This window comes from Thiomicrospira microaerophila (assembly GCF_000934765.1).
In the GTDB taxonomy this organism is placed as follows: domain Bacteria; phylum Pseudomonadota; class Gammaproteobacteria; order Thiomicrospirales; family Thiomicrospiraceae; genus Thiomicrospira; species Thiomicrospira microaerophila.
Genome location: NZ_JYNN01000008.1, coordinates 55852 through 76666, shown reverse-complemented (window position 1 = coordinate 76666; position 20815 = coordinate 55852). Strand labels below are relative to the sequence as shown.

At 44.7% G+C, this 20815-nt stretch carries 17 protein-coding genes; 13 read left to right on the top strand and 4 right to left on the bottom strand.

Annotated elements, in window-relative coordinates; translation table 11 throughout:
- Positions 1 to 67 precede the first annotated feature (67 nt).
- Complete coding sequence (locus NA59_RS04765; protein WP_044408767.1) at positions 68 to 1096, bottom strand: Wzz/FepE/Etk N-terminal domain-containing protein; 1029 nt, start codon at positions 1094 to 1096, stop codon at positions 68 to 70.
- Positions 1096 to 4218 (bottom strand): SLBB domain-containing protein, encoded by a 3123-nt coding sequence (locus NA59_RS04760; RefSeq protein ID WP_198401051.1) that lies wholly within the window; start codon positions 4216 to 4218, stop codon positions 1096 to 1098. The genes NA59_RS04765 and NA59_RS04760 overlap by 1 nt, the downstream gene beginning before the upstream one ends.
- A 456-nt stretch (positions 4219 to 4674) precedes the next feature.
- Here NA59_RS04760 and NA59_RS04755 point away from each other — a divergent pair, with 456 nt between their 5' ends.
- The 13 genes from NA59_RS04755 to NA59_RS04700 all read left to right on the top strand — a co-directional run bounded on the left by NA59_RS04755 (position 4675) and on the right by NA59_RS04700 (position 18661).
- Positions 4675 to 5232: an L-threonylcarbamoyladenylate synthase type 1 TsaC gene (locus NA59_RS04755; protein ID WP_044408761.1), complete on the top strand. Its 558-nt coding sequence runs from the start codon at positions 4675 to 4677 to the stop codon at positions 5230 to 5232.
- A 3-nt stretch (positions 5233 to 5235) separates the two neighbouring features.
- Positions 5236 to 6573 carry an MFS transporter gene (locus tag NA59_RS04750; RefSeq protein ID WP_044408758.1) on the top strand — a complete coding sequence of 446 codons (1338 nt, stop codon included), beginning with the start codon at positions 5236 to 5238 and terminating at the stop codon, positions 6571 to 6573.
- A 70-nt stretch (positions 6574 to 6643) separates the two neighbouring features.
- Complete coding sequence (locus NA59_RS04745) at positions 6644 to 7855, top strand: ATP-binding protein (protein ID WP_044408918.1); 1212 nt, start codon at positions 6644 to 6646, stop codon at positions 7853 to 7855.
- Between the two features lie 36 nt (positions 7856 to 7891).
- On the top strand, positions 7892 to 10024 hold the full coding sequence (locus NA59_RS04740) for an AMP-binding protein (protein WP_044408755.1): 2133 nt from the start codon (positions 7892 to 7894) through the stop codon (positions 10022 to 10024).
- 33 nt (positions 10025 to 10057) lie between these two features.
- Positions 10058 to 11869, top strand: a complete 1812-nt coding sequence (locus NA59_RS04735) for a Na/Pi cotransporter family protein (protein WP_044408752.1) — start codon at positions 10058 to 10060, stop codon at positions 11867 to 11869.
- Positions 11870 to 11885: 16 nt separating this feature from the next.
- Positions 11886 to 12149, top strand: a complete 264-nt coding sequence (locus tag NA59_RS04730) for a hypothetical protein (RefSeq protein ID WP_044408749.1) — start codon at positions 11886 to 11888, stop codon at positions 12147 to 12149.
- A 95-nt stretch (positions 12150 to 12244) separates the two neighbouring features.
- Positions 12245 to 15127, top strand: a complete 2883-nt coding sequence (locus NA59_RS04725; protein WP_044408747.1) for a beta strand repeat-containing protein — start codon at positions 12245 to 12247, stop codon at positions 15125 to 15127.
- A 55-nt stretch (positions 15128 to 15182) separates the two neighbouring features.
- Positions 15183 to 15494 carry a hypothetical protein gene (locus tag NA59_RS15045; protein WP_198401050.1) on the top strand — a complete coding sequence of 104 codons (312 nt, stop codon included), beginning with the start codon at positions 15183 to 15185 and terminating at the stop codon, positions 15492 to 15494.
- Positions 15495 to 15621: 127 nt separating this feature from the next.
- Positions 15622 to 15987, top strand: coding sequence for a response regulator (locus tag NA59_RS04720; RefSeq protein ID WP_044408744.1), 366 nt, complete (start codon positions 15622 to 15624; stop codon positions 15985 to 15987).
- 220 nt (positions 15988 to 16207) lie between these two features.
- Positions 16208 to 16966, top strand: a complete 759-nt coding sequence (locus NA59_RS04715) for a motility protein A (protein WP_044408742.1) — start codon at positions 16208 to 16210, stop codon at positions 16964 to 16966.
- On the top strand, positions 16966 to 17691 hold the full coding sequence (locus tag NA59_RS04710) for an OmpA/MotB family protein (protein WP_083944945.1): 726 nt from the start codon (positions 16966 to 16968) through the stop codon (positions 17689 to 17691). Before NA59_RS04715 ends, NA59_RS04710 begins: the two co-directional genes overlap by 1 nt.
- Before the next feature lie 20 nt (positions 17692 to 17711).
- On the top strand, positions 17712 to 18182 hold the full coding sequence (locus NA59_RS04705; RefSeq protein ID WP_044408736.1) for a FliG C-terminal domain-containing protein: 471 nt from the start codon (positions 17712 to 17714) through the stop codon (positions 18180 to 18182).
- Between the two features lie 8 nt (positions 18183 to 18190).
- Positions 18191 to 18661, top strand: coding sequence for a FliG C-terminal domain-containing protein (locus NA59_RS04700; protein WP_044408733.1), 471 nt, complete (start codon positions 18191 to 18193; stop codon positions 18659 to 18661).
- Between the two features lie 167 nt (positions 18662 to 18828).
- Here NA59_RS04700 and NA59_RS04695 read toward each other — a convergent pair whose 3' ends face one another.
- Both NA59_RS04695 and NA59_RS04690 read right to left on the bottom strand, forming a co-directional pair.
- The gene (locus NA59_RS04695) at positions 18829 to 19758 is read right to left on the bottom strand and encodes a DNA/RNA non-specific endonuclease (RefSeq protein WP_232504032.1); all 930 of its coding nucleotides are present in this window, start codon (positions 19756 to 19758) and stop codon (positions 18829 to 18831) included.
- A gap of 253 nt (positions 19759 to 20011) precedes the next feature.
- Positions 20012 to 20641: a rhodanese-like domain-containing protein gene (locus tag NA59_RS04690; RefSeq protein ID WP_044408912.1), complete on the bottom strand. Its 630-nt coding sequence runs from the start codon at positions 20639 to 20641 to the stop codon at positions 20012 to 20014.
- Positions 20642 to 20815 lie beyond the last annotated feature (174 nt).

Genomic DNA, 20815 nt, shown 5'->3' with positions numbered 1-20815 from the left:
TAAAAAAGCGGCTATTTGCAACCAGGCCTGGTTGTAAATAGCCGCTTGAATCCGTCGATATTTAATTTCAATTAAGTAGAGTGTCTTCGGCTCTTTTTTCACGCCAGTTTAATATTAGTGCGATAAACACCCCTAACATAAAACCTAAAACTAACCCAACGGCAACCATGAGGCTGCGCTTAGGTTTTGATCTGTTTTCGGGTACTATGGCTGGATCGATGACTTTAAACACAAAATCCGCTTCGGTTTGCGCAAGCGTTAGGCTTTTGAGGTTTTCTTCGATAATCTTAAAGGCAACCTGGCGATGTTCTACTAGGCTAATTTGTTGAATTTGACGCTCAAGGAAATCAATTGAACGTTGCGCGCTTTGCATTTCTTGATGACGCAAGTGTTCGTTAATATCCCGCACTAGTAAGTTAACCCAGTCACGCGCTAAGACCGGATCTGTCCACTCTATAGCAACAGTGATGACACCTGTTCTACCACCATCGTTCGCTTGCAACGCACCGCGCAACCTATTTACCGAACGTTGCATGCTAGGCTCACCGGGCAACAGGATTTCTTGACCTTCGTAAGCTTTTGATTCACCGGTATCATCTGGCGTTCCACGCAAAGAAGCCATAATGCGAGAACGCAAGCCGGGTTCACCCACAATCCATTGACTTTGCTCTTTATCCCAATTGTCGGGAAAAAGTAGTGGCTTGAGTTGGTATTGGTCAATAAATCCACTTAAAAACCGATGAGAACGTAAGATTGTTAAGGCTTCTTCAGACTTGGGTGTTTCACCTCTAGGTAAGCTGATACCTGCTAAGCCTGCTAGCCCCGCATATTGACCAAGCCCACCTCCACCAGAACCAACGGGCATTAGAGTGGCCTGCGCCTTAAATTGATTGGGAATGGTGAGTGAATACGCCGCCACAATCACGCCCAATAACAAAGAAAGCCCGATAATGAAAAACTTGCGCTTATAGAGTGCTTGAAACAACTCGACCAAATCAATTTCATCATCATAGTGTGGCTCTTCTCGACGCGTCTCAGCTTGATTGCGTTTTTTTGTGTCTTCTGTTGATGATGTCGTATTTAATGGCTTTTCCATTAGTTAATGACCCCCAAAGTTTTAAGCGTCGCCGCTGTGACCGCAAAATTGGCTAGAATTTTGGCTACACTGTTCCATTTTAGCAGCGGGTTAACACGTTCCACGTCCATGGGTACGACAATGGTTGCGCCAGGCTGAAGCTTGATGTTATTAAACGAGCTAAACAATCCCATGCTGTAATGCTCTATCGTGCCATCACCTTGAACAATAAATATAGACTTTTTGTCTGCGCGTTTAGAAATGCCGCCTGCTTGTCTTATATAATCATTAATCGACATATCTGCTTGATAAATAAACGAAACACTGCGTAACACTTCGCCAGTTACCACGATTTCTGTTGGTCTTGGTGGGATTACTAGACGATCACCATCTAATAATGTCATTTGCATGGTCGACCGATAACGTCTTTCGTTGGCGGGATCCAAACCAATGACCAGCCTACCGAGTGCAGGGGATTGACGCATGCGCTCAACCAAGGCATTTCCCATCTGCAAAATAGAACCTGGGTCTGTGGTGTAAAAACCCGCATCGGCCTTCACGCTGAGGAGTAGGTTTTTCTCTAACTCATCGGCCGCCGCTTCAAGTTCGCGCTTTTCTTGAGCTTTTAAGTTTTCTCTTAAGAATACCGCATTATTGGGCGCCGCCCACTGAGTGAACCCACCTGCGCGCACGAGTATGGTTTCTAGGGTTTCACCTGGTTCAATCGTATAACGGCCAGGAAAGCGTACCTCACCCTCAACGAGAATGCTTCTCGCGGAATCTTCCCAGTTAGCTACACGTTTAATAATAACTTGATCGCCAGGTTCGACCAGTAGATTTGCGCGAGTGTCGCCAGCCATCACAGCGGACAGGTTGATAGTTTCCACCTCAGTTGTACGCTCTTCGCCGTTGATAATCCGGGTTCTTATAAGGTCAGCTTCTGTGCTTACCGCGTTAATGCTTAAACCACCGGCCAATTCAATAAGATCACTGATTCGGCTAGAGGCTGACAGGGGAAAGGTTCCTGCATTTCTGACCAGGCCTGAAACGGTGGCGATCGGAGGCGGATTGTTTTGTGATGATTGTGTCATTAGTTTTTCTATATCACCTGCCAAAAGTTCGGAACGGTTCATACTTTCAACATCAAACACATACACCTTATCCTTGGGCTTGAGTGCGACCTGATCGAGTTCAGTTAGTCGGTAGCGATTAAAGCTGAGCATTCCGGTTCTAGGCTCTTCACTGCGCACAAGAATATAGTCCTCGTCAATTTTTTGTCTCAAGCCACCAGAGGCGTCTAGCAAATAGGCCACGGTACTATTTTCAGGAACTGGGAAGGTGCCATTATGGCGCACCATGCCTGAAATAGAGGCAACCGCAGGTAACTTATTTTGTGAAGATTGTCTATTTAAAACGGTGATATCCGCAGCCAAAAGCGCCGCACGGTTTTGCTGCTCTAAATCAAACAAATAGACTTTATCATAAGGCTTAATTTTGACATTGTTGAGCTCAGCGTATTTATAGCGAGAAAATGATAGGTGGCCGGTTCTGGGGTGTTCATGGCGAACTAGAATGTAGTTTTCATCTGTTTTTGCCAATAAGCCACCTGATGCTAAAACAAGATCATGCAATGACATGCCTTGCTCAATAGGATAACGGCCTGCAAAACGAACATTCCCAGCAATGCTTGCAATTTGTGCTGGTTCAGAAGCGGTTTTTTGCTCGTCAAGGTAGCCTGTAACCTGTCTTAATAAATCGGCACGGGCTTCTTCTGACATGTTAGAAAATACAAATACACGGTCACCGGCTTTTAAGTTTGTACGATTATTGCTTGACCATGATTGGGTCACCACATGGTAGTTATCGCCAGGGTTTTCTTGACGAAGAATCACCAAGTAGCCCAGATCTGCGTCGCGTTTAAAGGTGCGCACATTGGGCAGGATGTCTTGTAAAACCATGCCGTTAAACCAAGGATAGACCCCTGGGCGCTGTACTTCGCCGATTAAACTGACCACCGAGTCGAGCTCATCCACAAGGCCCGGTACTTTGACAAGATCACCATTTTGAAAGCTAGATTTTAGATCAGATGACTTATTAAGATTTAGACCTAAAACCGTTGCAAAACCATTGTCTTGTATACGGGTGACCTTGGTGTTTTCGGCATAGGCTTTTGAGGTTAAACCGCCTGCTAGCTTAACCATGTCTTGGAAGCTTTTTTCGTTTTTAACCTCATATACAGCCGGACGATGGACTTCGCCCATTAAAGAAATCTGCTTGCCTTGAACTGGAATGAATACGGTATCACCTGGTTGTAGGCGGATGTCACTTGAGTTGTCGCCTTTGGTTAAAAGATCATACAAGTCTAGGCTGGCAACGAGCTCACCTTGGCGACGCAGTTCAATATTGCGAAATGAGCCTATGTTGGAGATGCCGCCTGAAATGTAGAGTGCATGGGTAATTGAAGCCATGCCTGATACCATGTAGCCGCCTGGCATCCGGGCTTCACCCATTACAAAAACGCGAAATGAGCGCATTTCACCCATAGTAATAACCGGGTCGATACCCACGCCTAGTGTTTCCAAACGTTTTTCTAAAACCTGTTTGGCTTGCTCAAAAGTGAGCCCTGATAGATTTACCGTTCCAACGCGCGGAATAGTGGCAAAGCCACTGCGGTCAATCGTTAACTGGAAACGCTCATTTCGTGAGCCAAACAATTGAATAATAATTTGATCACCTGGGCCCAATAAGTAGTCTAGTGGAACGGGCGCATCGTTGGTAGGTGCAAAGGTGGTGGGCTGTCCAGCAAACAATCCGGCGCCAAAGCGCTCAAGGCGTGTTGTAGCCAGCTGGTTGCGAGGCGCACTCAGTCCTTGGAATCGAGCTAAAGCGGGCTCGTTTGCAATAGCGACTTCTACTGTTTCTTCAACCGCTTTATTTTCAGAGGGCTTGTTTTCAGTAGGGAGCGGTTTAACTGTATCCGTAAAAGGCGCCGGGGCGCTAGATGGTGTACTTGAGGTTTGTCCACTCGTTTGCTGTTCAATCAGGGCTTGCTGCTGTGCAGCGGGCAGGCTTTTAAACAGTTCAATCTCTTGTGCAGTGGGCGCGGCAGATGCATGAGTGAATGTAAAAAGGATAGAAAACATTACGCCCAACCAGCGGGCTTTTGTGTTGATAGAGAATGGCAAGTACAACATATAAATTCCACTATTACTTAATTTTAAAGTACAGTATTATAAATGTTTTTATAGAGGCAAGACATTTAATTTATCCAAACAGCGCTTATATTTCCGTCGTTTACCGCCTAACGTATGCACACTTCTTTCTGCGTTTCCACGCTATGTGAGGGAACGCCAGTCCATTCGAGACGGTAGCGAGTTAAAGTAAAAATTGCCATATCAGGAGCCGGGTATATGGGTTTTTTTCGCTTCGACCGGTTTAGTCCGACAGGCTCCTAGGTTTGTAGATTAGTATAAGGCGTATTACAACTAAGCCGACAGGCGCTTAACCCGAAGCGAAATATTCGGGTTAAATATCCGCTAAAGTGAAGCCAACTCGCCTAAAATAGTTGTTTTAATTTTATTCTTTTTGGATTGAGAGCTATGGATGAACGCATTGCGCAAGCAATATTAAAATTACAACTTGGTGAGGTGATTGCTTACCCAACTGAAGCGGTATTTGGTTTAGGCTGTCATCCTTTTAACCAGCAAGCGGTTGAGCAGATTTTACGTTTAAAACAACGTTCTGTTGAAAAAGGTTTAATTTTGGTCGCCGCAGACCCGAATGCGTTGTCAAATTTAACCCAACTTTACCACCAGGCCTGGTCAGAAAAAGTATTAAATTCGTGGAAAAATCCTGCGCAAGCAATAACCTGGGTACTGCCTAAAACGGCGGCGTGCCCAAACTGGATTAGCGGCGAGCATGACTCGGTGGCGGTGCGTGTCAGCCATCATCCTATCGTTAAATCTCTTTGTGAAGCCAGCGAGCAAGGTGTACTCGTATCCACATCCGCCAACCCTGCAGGCTTAGCGCCCGCCCTCAATTGTCAACAAATTAAACACTATTTTGCCGATCAGGTTTGGTGTTTAGCTGGCGCATTGGGTGGCTTATCGCAGCCTTCTCAAATCTGGGATGCGCGCTCAGATCAACAATTAAGGTAGCCTATGCCATCCGATTCGAATCTGATTCGCCAACCTAAATTTTTTGCACTGTTTGTGGTGCAGTTTTTGGGGGCATTTAACGACAACCTGTTTAAAAACGCACTGGTGATGCTGATTACCTATCGAATTATGGTGGATAGCGATGCGGGCTTGACGATTACGCTGGCGGCGGGGCTGTTTATTTTACCGTTTTTCTTGTTTTCACCTTATGGCGGTTATTTGGCTGATCGTTGGGATAAAGTTTGGCTAATGCGCAAAATTAAGCTAGCCGAGGTGTTGATTATGTTACTAGCGTCCTTGGCGTTAGTGAGTGGTGAAATTGGTTTGATGTTGATGGTGTTGTTTTTACTGGGAGTACAGTCGGCGTTTTTTGGGCCAATTAAATATTCAATTCTGCCAGAGCAGGTTCCTTCAGGCTTGTTGATGCAAGCCAATGCGTGGTTTAGTGGTTCAACGTTTGTCGCTATTTTAATCGGTACCGTCATTGGCGGGCTGGTGGTGCTCAGCGAAGGTGGTATTATGGTATTAAGCGGCTTAATGCTCGCGCTGGCGTTAATCGGCTATACAGCTAGCCGTTGGGTGCCGCTTAATAGTGCGATTTCACAGCCAAGTTTTCTGCCAAGTTCACTGCCAATATCTGCTCAAACATCGATTCAAAATGAGCCAATTAACAACCAGGCCTGGTGGTCAATTTTCAAAAACACATTTAATCATTTTGCCGATGGGCGCGGTTATATTGTGGTGGCGATTTCGTTTTTATGGTTTATTGGCGCGTCGTTGCTGAGTCAGTTTCCCTTGTGGGTGAAAGACTTTCTGTATGCCGATGAGCAGGTCGCGGTGTTATTTATGGCGCTGTTTGCCTTGGGTTTTGCGCTAGGTGCTTGGGCGATTAACCGCCATCTAAAAGGCCGCACGCAATTGCGTTATCAACCGTTTCTGTTGGTTTTAATGGCGCTGGCGCTGGTGGATGCACTCTGGGCAAGCTCGCAAGTGCCTGTGCAAACCAGTTTGCTCAGCTTGACTGAGTATTTAATCCAATGGCCGGGCAATCGGGTGATGTTTGACTTATTGTTACTAGCCATCTTGGCGGGTGCCTATGCGGTACCGCTCTATACCCAACTTCAGCGTCAAGTCGCCGATGAAGAAAGAGCCCAAGCGTTTGCATTGAATAATGTAATGAACGCCTTGTTTATGGTTGGCTCGGCAATATTGATTATGCTCGGCTACAGCATCGGCTTAAATTGGTTATCCGTCGCTTCAGGCCTGGTTGTCGCGATATTATTAATGGCGCTAATAGAATGGCACTGGCGCAAACGTGTCGTGTTACATCAGGATGGTTAAAGATGTAAGTAAAATCTATTTTACTTTATATATTTTTTTAGTAAAATACATTTTACTAAAAAGGGGTTTTATGGAAAATATACTTGAATCTTCTCAATTATTGTATTTGGGTTTGCTTAAAAAGCCTTTACCCGCTTATGAACGTGAATGCCTGAGTCAAGTGGGTTTATCTAAAGCCAGAATTATTGGTATTTATGGTTCTCGCGGTGTTGGCAAAACGACCTTGATGTTACAGTGGCTAAAAAAACAACATTTGCCATTGAGTGAAACCCTGTATATTTCTTGTGATCATCCTATTTATAAAGGGGTTAATTTATTTGCGTTAGCCCAGTTTTTTGAGCAATATGGCATTAAAACCTTAGTGGTCGATGAAATCCATGAGTCAGACGGATTTGAACAATCGCTGAAGTCAATTTATGATTTTCTTTCTATTCGTGTGATTTTTTCTGGATCCTCTGCGATCTCACTTACCCACCCAGATTTAGCGCGCAGGTTTTCGATGTTTTCGCTAAGTCCATTGAGTTTAAAAGAATCGATTGAAATTGCCACGGGTCTTGTTATGCCTGGATTTAGTTTGCAGGATGTTTTGAATCAGCCAATGGAATCGGCTTTTGCGGTTACCCAAGCCTTAGGCGAATTAAAAATACTCCCGCTGTTTAATCAATATTTAAAAACGGGTGCTTATCCATTTTATTATGAAGACCCTAATAGTTACGCCCAGCGATTAACGGATACGATTAATCTTGTTATTCAGTTAGAATTAGGCATGATATTTAATATCCAACCCGATAAACTCGATTTTTTAAAAAAACTGTTGGTGGTTATTTGTCGCTCTAAACCACTGGAGTTGTCGATTGAAAAGATCACTACAAGTGTCGAATTATCAAAGCCGACACTCTATAAGTTTTTAGATTATTTAGAGCGCGGCGAATTGGTTCGTCAAGTTCCGCATGAGTTAAAAAAATATAAAACAATTAGGAAAGCAGACAAGCTCTATTTATTCCATCCTAATCTGTTTAGTGCCTTGTGTATAGCGCCTGAAATAGGTACCTTAAGGGAATCGTTTTTTGCGTCGCAGTTGGGGCGTCATCATCGGATTGAGTTTTGTGATCAAGGTGATTTTTTGGTAGATGAGCAATGGGTATTCGAAATTGGCGGCCGCTCAAAGGATTTTAGCCAATTAAAGCAACAACAACGTCCTGCTTATCTTGCTTTAGATGGCATAGAAGTGGGGACTAGTAAAAAAATACCGCTCTGGTTATTTGGTTTTTTACATGCTTGAGCGGAGAAGAGCCACTAAACATATTGAGGAGGCGAGATGAAAACACTAGTAAGGTGGTTGTTTAAGCTGTTGTGGCGGGTAGAGGTGAGAGGGCTGGAGCACTATACAAAAGTGGATCAAAGCCAAACGCCGATGCTAATCGTGGCGAACCACCAATCGTTGCTAGATGGGCCTTTGATTGACTTATTTGTGCCGGGGCGCACCACCTTTATGATTCATGCCGATCATACCGGCGGTTGGAAGCGTTGGTTGTTAAAGCTGGCGGACTTTATTGAGGTTGATATGCGCAGTCCGCTGGCCGCCAAGCACATGATTGAGGCATTAAGAGCCGGTAAACAAGGCATGATTTTCCCAGAAGGGCGCATTAGCACCACTGGCGGCTTGATGAAAGTGTATGAAGGCACCGGCTTAGTGGCGGATAAGACTGGCGCTATGATTTTACCCGTGCATATTGATAATGCGCATTTGAGTCGTTTTTCTTATTTAGATGGCCGAGTACGCTGGATTAAACGCCGTTGGTTTCCTAAGATTACCTTAACGATTTTAGCGCCTCAGTCACTTAACATTCCCGCTGAATTAAAAGGTCATGCGCGTCATGCCCAGCTTAAATCGGCGATTTACCTGCTGATGCGCGACAGCCAGTTCTATGCGCGCTATCAACCTAAAAATTTAACCCAAGCTTTGCTCGATGCCAAACAGCAGTTTGGTCACCAGGCCTGCTCGATTTCTGATGCGCAAGGCAATCAATTGGGTTTGAAAAAACTGGTGCTGGCGGCTCGGGTTTTAGGATTAAAGCTTGATCAAAGCTTGCCTAATCAAACCTATGTTGGCGTGATGTTGCCGAATGTGGCGGGGATGGCGGCGGTGTTTTTTGCATTACAGGCGTATGGCCGTGTGCCAGCGATGTTGAACTTTACCGCTGGTGAAGCGGCCTTGCGTTCGGCCTGCGAAACCGCGCAACTCAAAACCATTTTAACCTCCCGAAAATTTATTGAATTGGCGGGGTTGGAGAGTTTGGCGCAAAAATTAGCCGAACAGGTAGAGTTGGTATATTTGGAAGACTTGCGTGAACAGATTGGCCTCAGTTTAAAGCTTAAGGCGCTAAGCCGTTCGGTTAAAACCCTACCAGGTCGGGTTGTTAAGCCTTCCGAACCCGCCGTTGTATTGTTTACTTCCGGTTCGGAAGGCGTACCCAAAGCCGTATTGTTATCCCATGCCAATATCGTAGCGAATATTGAACAGGTCAGCGCGATGTTTAGCTTGCTACCGGGTGATCCGGTGTTTAATGCCTTGCCGACCTTCCATAGTTTTGGCTTAACCGCTGGGTTATTGTGGCCGCTGTTAAAAGGTGCGCGGGTCGAGTTGCATCCATCGCCGCTGCATTATCACATTATCCCCGAGCGCATTTACCAAACCAATGCGCGGTTGTTTTTTGCCACCGATAGTTTTTATCGGGGTTATGCCAAAAAAGCCGATGCCTATGATTTTTATAGCATTGATGCACTGGTCGCTGGCGCGGAAAAACTTAAACCTGAAACCCGCCAGTTGTATAGTGATCAATTTCATAAACCGATTTTTGAAGGTTATGGTGTCACCGAAACGGCACCCGTGTTGGCGGTCAATATCCCGCAGATGTGTCAGCATGGCACGGTCGGCCAGTTGGTGCCGGGGATGGAATATCGGCTGGAACCCGTAGCAGGCTTGGTTGAAGGCGGGCAGCTTTGGGTCAAAGGCCCAAATGTGATGCTCGGCTATTTTAAAGCCGATAATCCCGGTGTTTTGGAGCCTGTAAAAGAGGGCTGGTACGACACAGGGGATATCGTCACCATCAACGCGCAAGGCTTTATCACGATTCAAGGGCGCGCAAAACGCTTCGCTAAAATTGCGGGTGAAATGGTGTCTTTGTCAGCGATAGAAGCGGCGGTTGCCAGCGTATGTCATCAAGGTCAGGCGGTCGCGGTGCGCTTGCCTGATGAACTGAAAGGTGAGCGGATTGTGCTTGTGACCGATGACACGCATCTTAGCAAACAACAGGTCTCCCAAGCGATTCGTCAAGCGGGTTTAAGCGAATTAGCCGTACCGAAAACAATTTTATTTGTTGAGCAGATTCCCTTATTGGGCACAGGTAAGATAAACTATCCTGCGGTAGATCAACTGGCTACCCCTTAATGTTACCCCTTAATTTTATTTGAGATTTATTACATGTTAAAAAAAGTACTCCTTCCAACGATTCTTGTACTACTGGCCTATGGCTTCTGGGTCAGTCCTGATTTTAAAGACGTTGCCGCCGGCATTGCGCTGTTTATGTTCGGCATGATTTTATTGGAGGAGGGCTTTAAAGCCTTTACCGGCGGTGCTTTGGAAACAGTGTTGCGCAAATCCACCAGTCACCAATGGAAAAGCTTTAGCTTTGGTGCAGTGGCCACTACCTTGATGCAATCCAGTAGTTTGGTGTCTTTAATTACGATTTCGTTTGTCGGCGCGCAAATGATTACATTGGCGGCAGGTATCGGCATTATTATGGGGGCGAATATCGGCACCACCACCGGCGCTTGGTTGATTGCCGGCTTTGGTTTGAAAGTCGATATCGCCAGTTATGCAATGCCGATGTTGGTGTTTGGTGTGGTATTGCTGTTTCAAAAAAATAAAGTTTATAAAGGCATCGGCTCTATTTTAATGGGGGTGGCGTTTTTATTCCTCGGCATTCACTACATGAAAATCGGCTTTGAAGCCTTTCAATCTGGCTTTGATTTAACCGCTTATGCGGTACCAGGCCTGGTTGGAGTATTGCTGTTTACTTTAATCGGGATGGCGATAACCACTATTATGCAATCGAGCCATGCCACCTTGTTGATCACGATTGCGGCCTTAGCGACCGGACAAGTCACCTATGAAAACGCGCTGGCTTTAGCGATTGGTGCAAACCTAGGCAGTACCATTACCGCCTTATTGGGCGGGGTGGCTTCCAATATTTGGGGCAAGCGCTTGGCGTTTGCGCACCTTACTTTTAATATTTTAACCGCGGCTGTCACGATTATTTTTATCAACCAATTTGTTTGGTTGGTCGATCATTTAGCCTCGTTTTTAGGCATCGCCGATGATAGTTATTTATTAAAACTGGCCTTGTTTCACACACTGTTTAACCTATTGGGTGTGATTTTACTTTGGCCTTTTGTTAATCGTCTTGAAGCGGAATTGATCAAGCGTGTTGATTTCAAACCCGAATCGTCCGAGCAACCGCTTTATCTCTATCCTCAAGCACTAGAAACCCCAGCTACCGCCGTGAGTGCGGTGCGTCAAGAAGTGGCTCACCTTTTTGACAATGCCTATGGCATCCTCGCACACGGCATTAGCCTGCGTCGCGCGGTGATTGAATCTGATGAATCGTTAGAAGAGGCGGTTAAATACACGCGCCGCATTATGCCGCTGGATTTAGACGATAATTATGAAAATAAAATCAAAAGCCTGCATAATGAAATTGTGGATTTTATCGGTCAAGCGCAAATGCGAGAATTAACCCCCGAAGCGACTGAAGAACTCTATATTTTGCGTCAGGCGAGCCGTGATGTGGTGGAATCAGTAAAAGCGATGAAACACCTGCATAAAAACCTCAGCAAACATGGTGTATCCGGTAATTTAGCGATTCGTGAAGAATATGATGCGATGCGCTTAATGATTGCCAAACTCTTGCGCGCACTGCAAGTTGTGCGCAAAGACCCCGCCGAGGTGATTCCTTTATCCATGGATGCGCTAAAGTTAGAGCTTGAAAAATCATCGCGTCAATTGATTGCGCAACTGGATGACAAAATCCGTCACCGTCGAATTCAATCGGCTATTGCGACATCGATTATGAATGATGAAGGCTACAGTGTAGAACTGGGGCGTAATCTAATTGAAGCATTACAAGTGATATTAATTGAGTCAAACGTAAAATCAAACCAAGACTTGACACTAAGCGGTCATGAGATTGAACAATTGGCAACAGACACAGCGCAAAACCAAGCAAAGGCTTAAGCCTTAGGAGCGAAAGATGAAACTGAAAAAAATGCTAGAAAAACTCGGTTTATTACTCGATTCAGAAAAGCGAGAGTGTAAAAAGACAATTAAATCCCTGCGCGAAGTGCTAAAGGGGCTCAAGCAAAAAGAACAAAAGCTACGCTCTGAACTCGAACAGGCAGCGGATGAGGAAGCCAAGCAAGCGATCCAAAACCAACTCGACGTCATCGCCGCCCAACGCGCCAAAGGCAAAGAACGACTACTAGACCTCAGAGCCAAGTCACAGGCTAAAGTTTAGTTAGTTTAAAAAAGCATAAAAACCAGTCTTAAGCTTAGTCTTGGACTGGTTTTTGCTAAGCATTAAAAATGTTCCCTATCTAAAAGAAAACGGTTATGAAATCCATTAAATCCATCCTACTCCTACTAGCAACTCTAACACTAATAGCCTGTAACGGCGCAGACGAAGAATTGGCCCAGAGAAGCTCAAATCCTCCGCCAGTAGGGCAATCTACAAATGACCCTGCTGCCACAAACCAAACGCTCAAAAGCATCACACTGAGCGCATTAGGAGCAGAAGCGCCAGCTAATGCTATTACAGCGATAGGGTTTCAAGTGTTAGCAATAGGTAGCGCTGATTTACCCATGCCTAATCAAGCGATTGATTTTTTGACTACGCTTGGTTCATTGTCTGAATCATCGGCTACAACGGACTCCAATGGTTTAGCGACTGTTTTCTTGACCAGTTCACAAGTGGGAGTGGCAAAAGTAACCGCATCTGTAGCTGGGTTTGTTGAGAATGCGACAACCACTTTTACCGCTTCTCAAGCTTCATCTGTTAGCTTAACCGCTATTCCCCTAAATACTCAACCTGGACGATATTCAACATTACTTGCTGAAGTGTTGGATGTTAATGGTTTAAAACTAATCGGTGAAGCGGTAACTTTTGCTATCAGTACAAATAACTCGGGCGCCTATTTAACTACTGACTTAACAACAGATTTCGTTTATAACGCTTCACAAGTTCGTGTGAACTCGTTAAGTGCAACAACAGATGCCTTTGGCCGTGCAATGGTTTATTATCGCGCTGGTTCAAATGGAGGAGGTTTAGGCGTAAAAGATGTGGTTGAAGCCATTAGCAGTAACGGTATTAATTCAACGGCTTTTGATATCAATGTTGGTACGGCAGCTATATCAAACCTTTTAGGTTCGATTGAACTTACCCCAAGAAATAATGAAATTAACGCTAATGCTTCTTCAACTGTTGCAATTGATGTCGTGACTTATGATTTAAATAGTTCTGCTGGCGCGGTTGCCAGGCTTCCGAATACACAATTAACCTTAACTACAACCAGTGGATTACTTTCGGCTTCAGCTTCTAATTTTTTCGGCGCAACCGATGCACTGACAATTTCTACCGATGATAATGGCTCAGTTAGGGTGTTTTTACAAGCCTCTACCCAAGCAACCACAGCACTTATTAGGGCATACTCGGAGGGAGTTAGCGCGCAGACATCGGTTCAGTTTCGTGCAGCTCAACCGAGTGCGGCGAACTCAACATTAGTTAGTTCGCCCAGCAGTTTGCCAGCAGACGGACTAGGCACTTCGGTGATAACACTTTCTTTAAGAGATGCAAATAACAATTTAGTGGCCGATGGCACTCAGGTTACCCTACAAACCACAGCGGGGGCCATTATTTCAACCAACCCAGCTACAACAACATTAGGTCGTGCGACTTTTACTTTACAAGCCCCCTCCATCGCCTCCAACGCCACACTTTCTATTTTGGAATATCCTAGCATAACTGGAGCCGTTACCTTTGGTTCTGAAACTAATAGCAATCCAGCTAATCTTGAGTTCAATATTGCTAACAAACAACTTTATGTGTTTGGGGTAGGTAAGCAAGACACGACCAGTTTAACGATTACGGTCAAAACCGCTTCAGGTAATTTAATTGATGATGCAGAGGTGGGGGTAAATAATTTAAGAGTTAGTTTAAAAACCCGTCCCAATGCGGGTGAAAAACTGATTGGTAAAGATGCTTCGGGTAATGTTGTGGAGACCAGTTCGGGTGTCTCGACACTGCCATTAAGAACACTCAATGGCGTGGCGACGTTAACATTGCAATCTGGGACTTTACCTGGTGTGGTTGAGATTGAAGCCGAAGCCTTGATGCCAAATGGTGACTCGTTAGCTCCACGTTTAATTGGGGTGGTACCGCAAGTTTCTATTGCATCAGGGCCACCTCACTCGATTAATTTGAGCTATCCGGTAGCTAATGCAGTTAGTAACCTTGGAAATGGCGTGTATCGCAGAGTGGGTTCAGCCTTTGTGACTGACCGTTTTGGTAATGCCGTTCCTGATGGCACCGTAATCAGTTTAGGGGTATTGGATAGTGTGATAGCCAGTAATAATCCTAGTCCAGGATATGCGGTCAATACAGGGAATCCAGACTCGAATGCCTCCTTTGACTCTGGCACTAGTTTGTTGAGAGATAATACGAACTCTCCTTTCTTGGGAAGCATTACGCGGAATAATACCTCACGAGGACTGAAAAACAAGGACCGTGTTTTATTGTTAAATGCTCAATCGGAAGATAAAAGCCGTTTTGTAGATAACTTTACTGCTAATACGGTAACGGCTAATAAAAACTATCAAAGTCAGACTGTAAATAGTAGCCTTGTCTATGTCGCAGGCGCTTCTTTATTGAGTTCTCAGATTGATGGGATGAATATGCTAACAGGCACGCCAGTTAGAGGACAGGCAATCACCAAAGATGGATATGCAACTTTTTATTTACGCTACCCTGCTGATGAATTACATATTTTAACCGGTTGTTTTCAAGATAACCCGACATTGGATACCCGAGAAAGTGCTGCGCCCGCTGGTTCAGCCCAGGTTTGGGTGGTGGCTGAGAGTTCAGAAACTGGTGCAACTACGGTTGATAATCGAGCGTGTTTTAGTGCGCTACATGACTTTGAGTTAATTAATAACGGCATTTCCAGCGATGGTTCGGTAAGTGTCACGTTGCGCGATGCAACATTGATTCCTTTACCTTTTGTTTCGCTAAGCAGTTATGTCAGTTATGAAACGAATACAGGACTGCTTGCGGTTTCAGTTGGCAATTGTTCTGGGCGCACGGATCAACGCACGAATGCAAATGGAAATTGTAGGTTGCCAATTAATGTCACAGGTGGAGCATCAGGCGATTCAGCGACCGTAACAATAAGTGCGGGGGGTAATGCATCACCCATTAGTATAAGTTTTACTATCCCATAACGTTCTTTTCAATGAGGGTTGTTTTTCGCCATTGCACCCATTGCAGTTGATAAGTGTGGATGGGGTTGAACAAATTGGTGTGGGGACAACAAACATTAGTTTACGTGTTAGAGATGCCAGCGACATACTTGTGCCTTATATCACTATCGGTCATTCAGTTGATTATTTGGAGAGACCGGCTGGATTTTTAGTTACTGTGACCCCACAATGTTATGGCCCAAACAGCAACCGTACCGATGAGCTGGGTAACTGTTCGATGCAAGTGGTGGTAACGGCACCGAGCGTTGCTGATGAAACTGGCTCAGCCACTGTTAATTTCAGTATAGATGGATCTGTTGTTTCGGTCTCAGTTTCTGCAAGTTCATAACGCACTCCCGGCTCGAGTGGACTGGCGTTCTCACGCACAGCGTGGGAACGAAAACAACGTTGGAAAAGTGGTTGGCTCACGCCGCAAAACAACGTTAAAATAACTTTTTTTAATTAGGCTTGGTGGCATGTCGATAACAAACTTAACACTTTTACTGGTTGATGATGACTTGTTTTTACATAAAATTCAAACGGCACTGCTGACTAAATTTGGTCACCAGGTTGAGGCTGTGAGCAGTGGTGAGCAGGCGATCCAGCGCTTGTCTTGCCAGTCTTTTGATTTGATTTTAATGGATGTGATGATGCCGGGTATGGATGGGTTAGAAACCACGCGACAAATCAGAAAAGCCGGTATTCGCACACCGATTTTGGCGCTGACCGGTAATGATACACCTGCGGATCGTCAAGCGGCGCGTGAAGCCGGTATGAATGGTTACCTGACCAAGCCGATTCGCAAAGAAGATCTCGATAAACTGACAGCTCAATTGTTTTAGTATTGCTTTAGTATTGTTTAGTCCTGGCACCTTATCGCATCGAGTCGGTCCTGCCTATTAATCCTCCTAAAGCGTGAGGGAGGACGAGGTTCTGTCGAATAAACCTATCTCCCCCAGTGATTTTAAGGCACAAATTTTTACACAAATCCTTGTGTTTTCTATAGAATTTGCAATTATCTTTAATTTATAACTGTTACATCCTTATAAAAGGGCCGTTATTATGATGTTTGTTGGCATTACCGTTGCCTTTGTCTTTATTATTTTGGCTATGTTGATGGGAGGGGGGTTAGGCGCCTTTTTTGATGCGGTCTCTTTTCTAATTGTTATCGGGGGGACCGTCGGTGCGACCATCGCGAAATATAACTTTAAAGATATTGGTAAGGGATTTAAAACAGCGACTTTGGCAGCAAAAGGACGTAAAGATGTCACGGATTTAAATGAGTTGGTTAATATTACCGAAGAGCTTTTAAAGAAAACCCGTAAAGAGGGGTTAATTTCGATTGAGGGCCAATCGTCGGGCAATGATTTTTACGATGATGGCTTAGCCTATATGTTGGCGGCACCGGATGCTAAATCGCTTGAGCGTTATTTATCGGATCAAATTCAAAATGTGATTAACCAGGCTCAGCGTGGCAAAGCGGTGTTAGACTCAATGGCTGACGCCGCGCCTGCGTTTGGGATGATTGGTACGGTTATCGGCCTGATTTTGATGTTGGGTAACCTCGAAGATGCGTCGGCCATCGGCCCCTCGTTAGCCGTGGCATTGTTGACGACGCTGTACGGTGCGATTGTCGCCAACGCGGCCTTTATTCCGATGGCGGAAAAAATTGCGTCTTGGCAGGCGGTGACGGTGCATGAGCGCGAGATGATTGCGATTTGTTTGATGTATATCAAAAACGGCGAGTCGCCGATGATTATGCGAGAAGCCGTCAAACCCTATTTAACCCATGACTTTTATCAGTTACCTGAGACGTCCTAATGAGTGAAAATAAGTGCCCACCTGCTAAACCCTGTAAAAAGGGTGCACCCGGGTGGATGGTGACCTTTGCTGACTTAATGGCGCTGTTGATGGCCTTTTTTGCATTGCTTTATGCGATGAGTTCGATAGAGGACCATAAGTTTCAAGAAATCGCCACCTCGCTACAAAGCGTATTTGGTGATGCAAAAAGTGGTATCTTTGAGCATGATGGTAAAACTATTATTGAAATGCACCCTGATTCGCCAGTAGAAAATGATCATGAGGAAAACGAAAAGTTTGAGCAGATGGCGCAGATCATTCAGGAAATCTTTGAAGAGCAGCAAGATGTAAATGTTGATGTTAACCCGGAGGATCAAACGGTGCATTTGACCTTTGAAGGTGAAGCGTTGTTTCGTTCAGGTAGTGCGGATTTATTGCCTGAGTTTAGGGTTGAGTTGCGGCGGATGTTTCCTGTTAGGGATATAGATGATGCAAAGATTTTGGTGCGTGGCCACACGGATAGGATACCCTTAACCGGTAGCCGTCGTTTTCGCACTAACTGGGATTTGTCGGCTTCGCGCGCCGCTTCAGTGGGCGAGTATTTAATTGAGTTAGGATTTGTAAAGCCGACCAACTTAAGAGTGGAAGGGCGAGCGGATTCTAAGCCGGTGACGCAAGCCGGTGATTTTGCAAACTATGCTAAAGATCGCCGTGTAGAGATTATTATTTCGTTAGATGAAAAGTAAATGCCAAAAAGAAGACGCCTATGAAAATTGGAATGCAAAAAGTAAATGATAATGAGTGGTTGATACAAATGGGGAATGCGATTGTGCGTCTTGATCGTTTTACAACACATTTATTACGCATTAGTTTAAAGCACTCCTTGCGTTCAGCGGGTGCAGGGCAAGATCAGGATGCGGTGATTAAAAGCTATTTAAAAATGGCGCTAAAGCTCAAGTTTATATCATCGATAGATTGGCCACAATTTATGCAAAGAGTGGATAAATCGGACCTTAGGGTTTGGCTCACCTTGTTACAAGATCCGGATTTAAAACGCAATGTTTTACGTAATATGGGGCAGGCGTTGGAAAAACAAATGCTCGAAGATATTCAAACTCTGCCTTTACCAGATAAACTTGGGCAGAAAGAGGCGCTCGTGCGTATGATCCGATTGATTTATGAGCTTGAAGATCAGGGTGTTATCGAGTTTCACTACGATTCGTCAGCTTATTTGTAGGGTAATGTATGGATGTTAAGGTTAAGTGCAAGGATGCGCACACTTTTTTGATTGAAGCGGGTTATGTTATTATTACTTTACCCGATCAAGCGGCTGTTTCGTTGGTGGAGATGATGGATTATCGTCTCAAGCAGTTGACCCCTGAAGATGCAGCGGCCCTGCAAAAAAGCCTAGAAGCGCACCGTAGACTGGTGTTGAAAATGGTTGAAATTGACAATCCCACGATTCAGCAAGTGCTTACAGAACTCAATCCTATGCAAAAAGTTATTTTGTGTAATATTGATAAGTCGGGCCGTATCAAAAAGAAAGTGATGGAAAACCTGCCCAAAATTAAACGTAAAGAGTTGGAAGAAGATTTAGCGCACTACAAGAAAATTACCGTTAAAAAAGCGCTCAATCAAATGGATCATTTTATTGTTCCCATTTTAAAAAAAGCGATTCTTCAGCGCAAAAAAATTCGCGCCGAAGATGGTATTTGACCTTAACCCGGATATTTCATAAAGTTCACGCGCCCTCGCTTGTCTATTGATTCCCCAGCACTTTTTTCTCAGTCGGCTGTATGAATAACTACAGCGCTCCTTCGAAAAAAAGCACTGGTAAACCAATATCCTGCGCGATCATCACGCGAATTTATGAAACATCCGAGTTAAAAACGTGCAGGTCGGTTCGCGATGTTGGGTGTAAATTGCCAGCTCTGTGGATCAATTAGGGTTTCAATATAGGCTTCAACGCTATCATCAAGCTTGTGAAAAAAGTTAAGCCCGGTTTGTTGTTCAATATCGCGCACACTGGTTAAAAACGCGCTTAAATCTTCGTTGCCACTGAGTTCTTGAGGCATCACAAAGGCTAATACTTTGGGGGGGTCTCCCGCTGTGTCTGCTTCACGAATGAAAATCTTGTAAAAAGCTTTGGGTATGGCAATCATTTTATAACCAGGTAGAAAATTAGGCTTATCGTCAAAAATAGGCCCTGTAACCACCCAAAATGGGCCAAGGTTATCAGAAAAATGATTGGCAGCGATTTCTTCTAATCGTTGCCAAGCGCGGCGATTTAAATTGGGCAGTTGTGGGGTGATATTGGTCATCAAAAAGGTTTCATGTTGTGCATGTTGACCATAGCGGGTTGCGATGACATGGTTAGGTGCCATGTGTCCCCGATCATAACCTGTTCGCGTATAGTCATCATGATTTACACAAGGAAAATGTAACCAACAGCGCACACTCCGCCAGTCATGAGAAAAGCGGTCTGGTCTGGGCAGGCGTTGCATGTTATCGGGTTTAGGTAGCACCTGGTATTTGACCCATAAGGGATTCCCGAGCAGCTCTGAATAGCCAACCATAAAGGCTTCATTGCGCATGACACGTGTGCTAAGCTGAATTTTCCAGTCTTGGTGATAGGGCACGCCTTCAAACGCCATCGCTGGTCGAGCGACAAGGGTTTCATGCGCATAGCCTATCCCACCAATCATTATCACCACTAACACGATTTGAAGACGTGTTTTTAGTCTTGCTTTTTTAAAGTGTGATGCCGCGCTTGCTGCGGTTGGTTTTTTGCGTCCAAACGGCCAGATTGTCATGGTCTTATCCTCTTAAGTACAAAAGTGGGCTTATTATAAAGGAATTGAACATAAAAAAAGCCGCTGAAAAAGCGGCTTTTTAGCTGTCTAAGGCATTGAATACCTGATAAAATCAAGGAAAACGCATCTTAAATAATAAATCAACAAGCCAGGGGCTTGAGTTTGAGCGTTGTTTGATAGGCTAATCATGCTTATTGCTATGATTTTTGCATTATTTAGATGCGCTTGCCTTGTTGATCACATGACAAGCAAATTAATATTCTACACCGTACTTTTTAAAGTAAACCTTATCGGCTTCAATATTATAGGTCCACGGTAGGTTAGCATTTTTCCAACCATTGACTAAACGGAACCCTTTCTTTTCGCCGTCTTTGACCGTGCCACCTTCAAAGCCGCCTAATAGTAGATATACGTTTTTGTAACCGTACTGATGCAGTACATTCGCCATTGGCGCGGCGCGCTCTGAAGCGGAGCGGCACATGACGATGATTTTACTTTCATTGTCACCATCTAAGTCCGCCAGTTTTTCTTCAAACTCACTAATCCAGTTCGCATGTGGAACAGGCATATAACGCGGCAGATTTTGATGCGTATCCATTTTTGAATAGTCAAACATGACGGACGGGAGCATGATTTTAGCTAATGGGCTGTAGCCCACAAACATCCATTCTTCCGGGGTGCGGACGTCAACCAAGATCACCTTTTCATCTTGAGTGACCATGTCATAGGCTTGTTGTGGTGTGACATAGAGGCCTTGTGGGATCTGGTGGTTTTCTTTTTTAGGTGCCGGAGAGGGTGAATGCGGCAGGGCATTGGCATGGACAGCGCCAGAGGCGCCTAGCATGCCTGATAATAGCGTGGCGTATAACCAATTCTTTTTCATAATGGTTTCCTTTTGGATGAGGTAACAAAATATTAACGCCATAATTATATAACCATTTTCTAATATAAAAAAGCTTTTTTCCATTAATTGAGATAATTAGGTGTGCAATCGAGCGTGGCGGCTACCTTATACCTCCGTCCCCAGTTCTATCGGGTTAACGGCCGTGACCCAGAT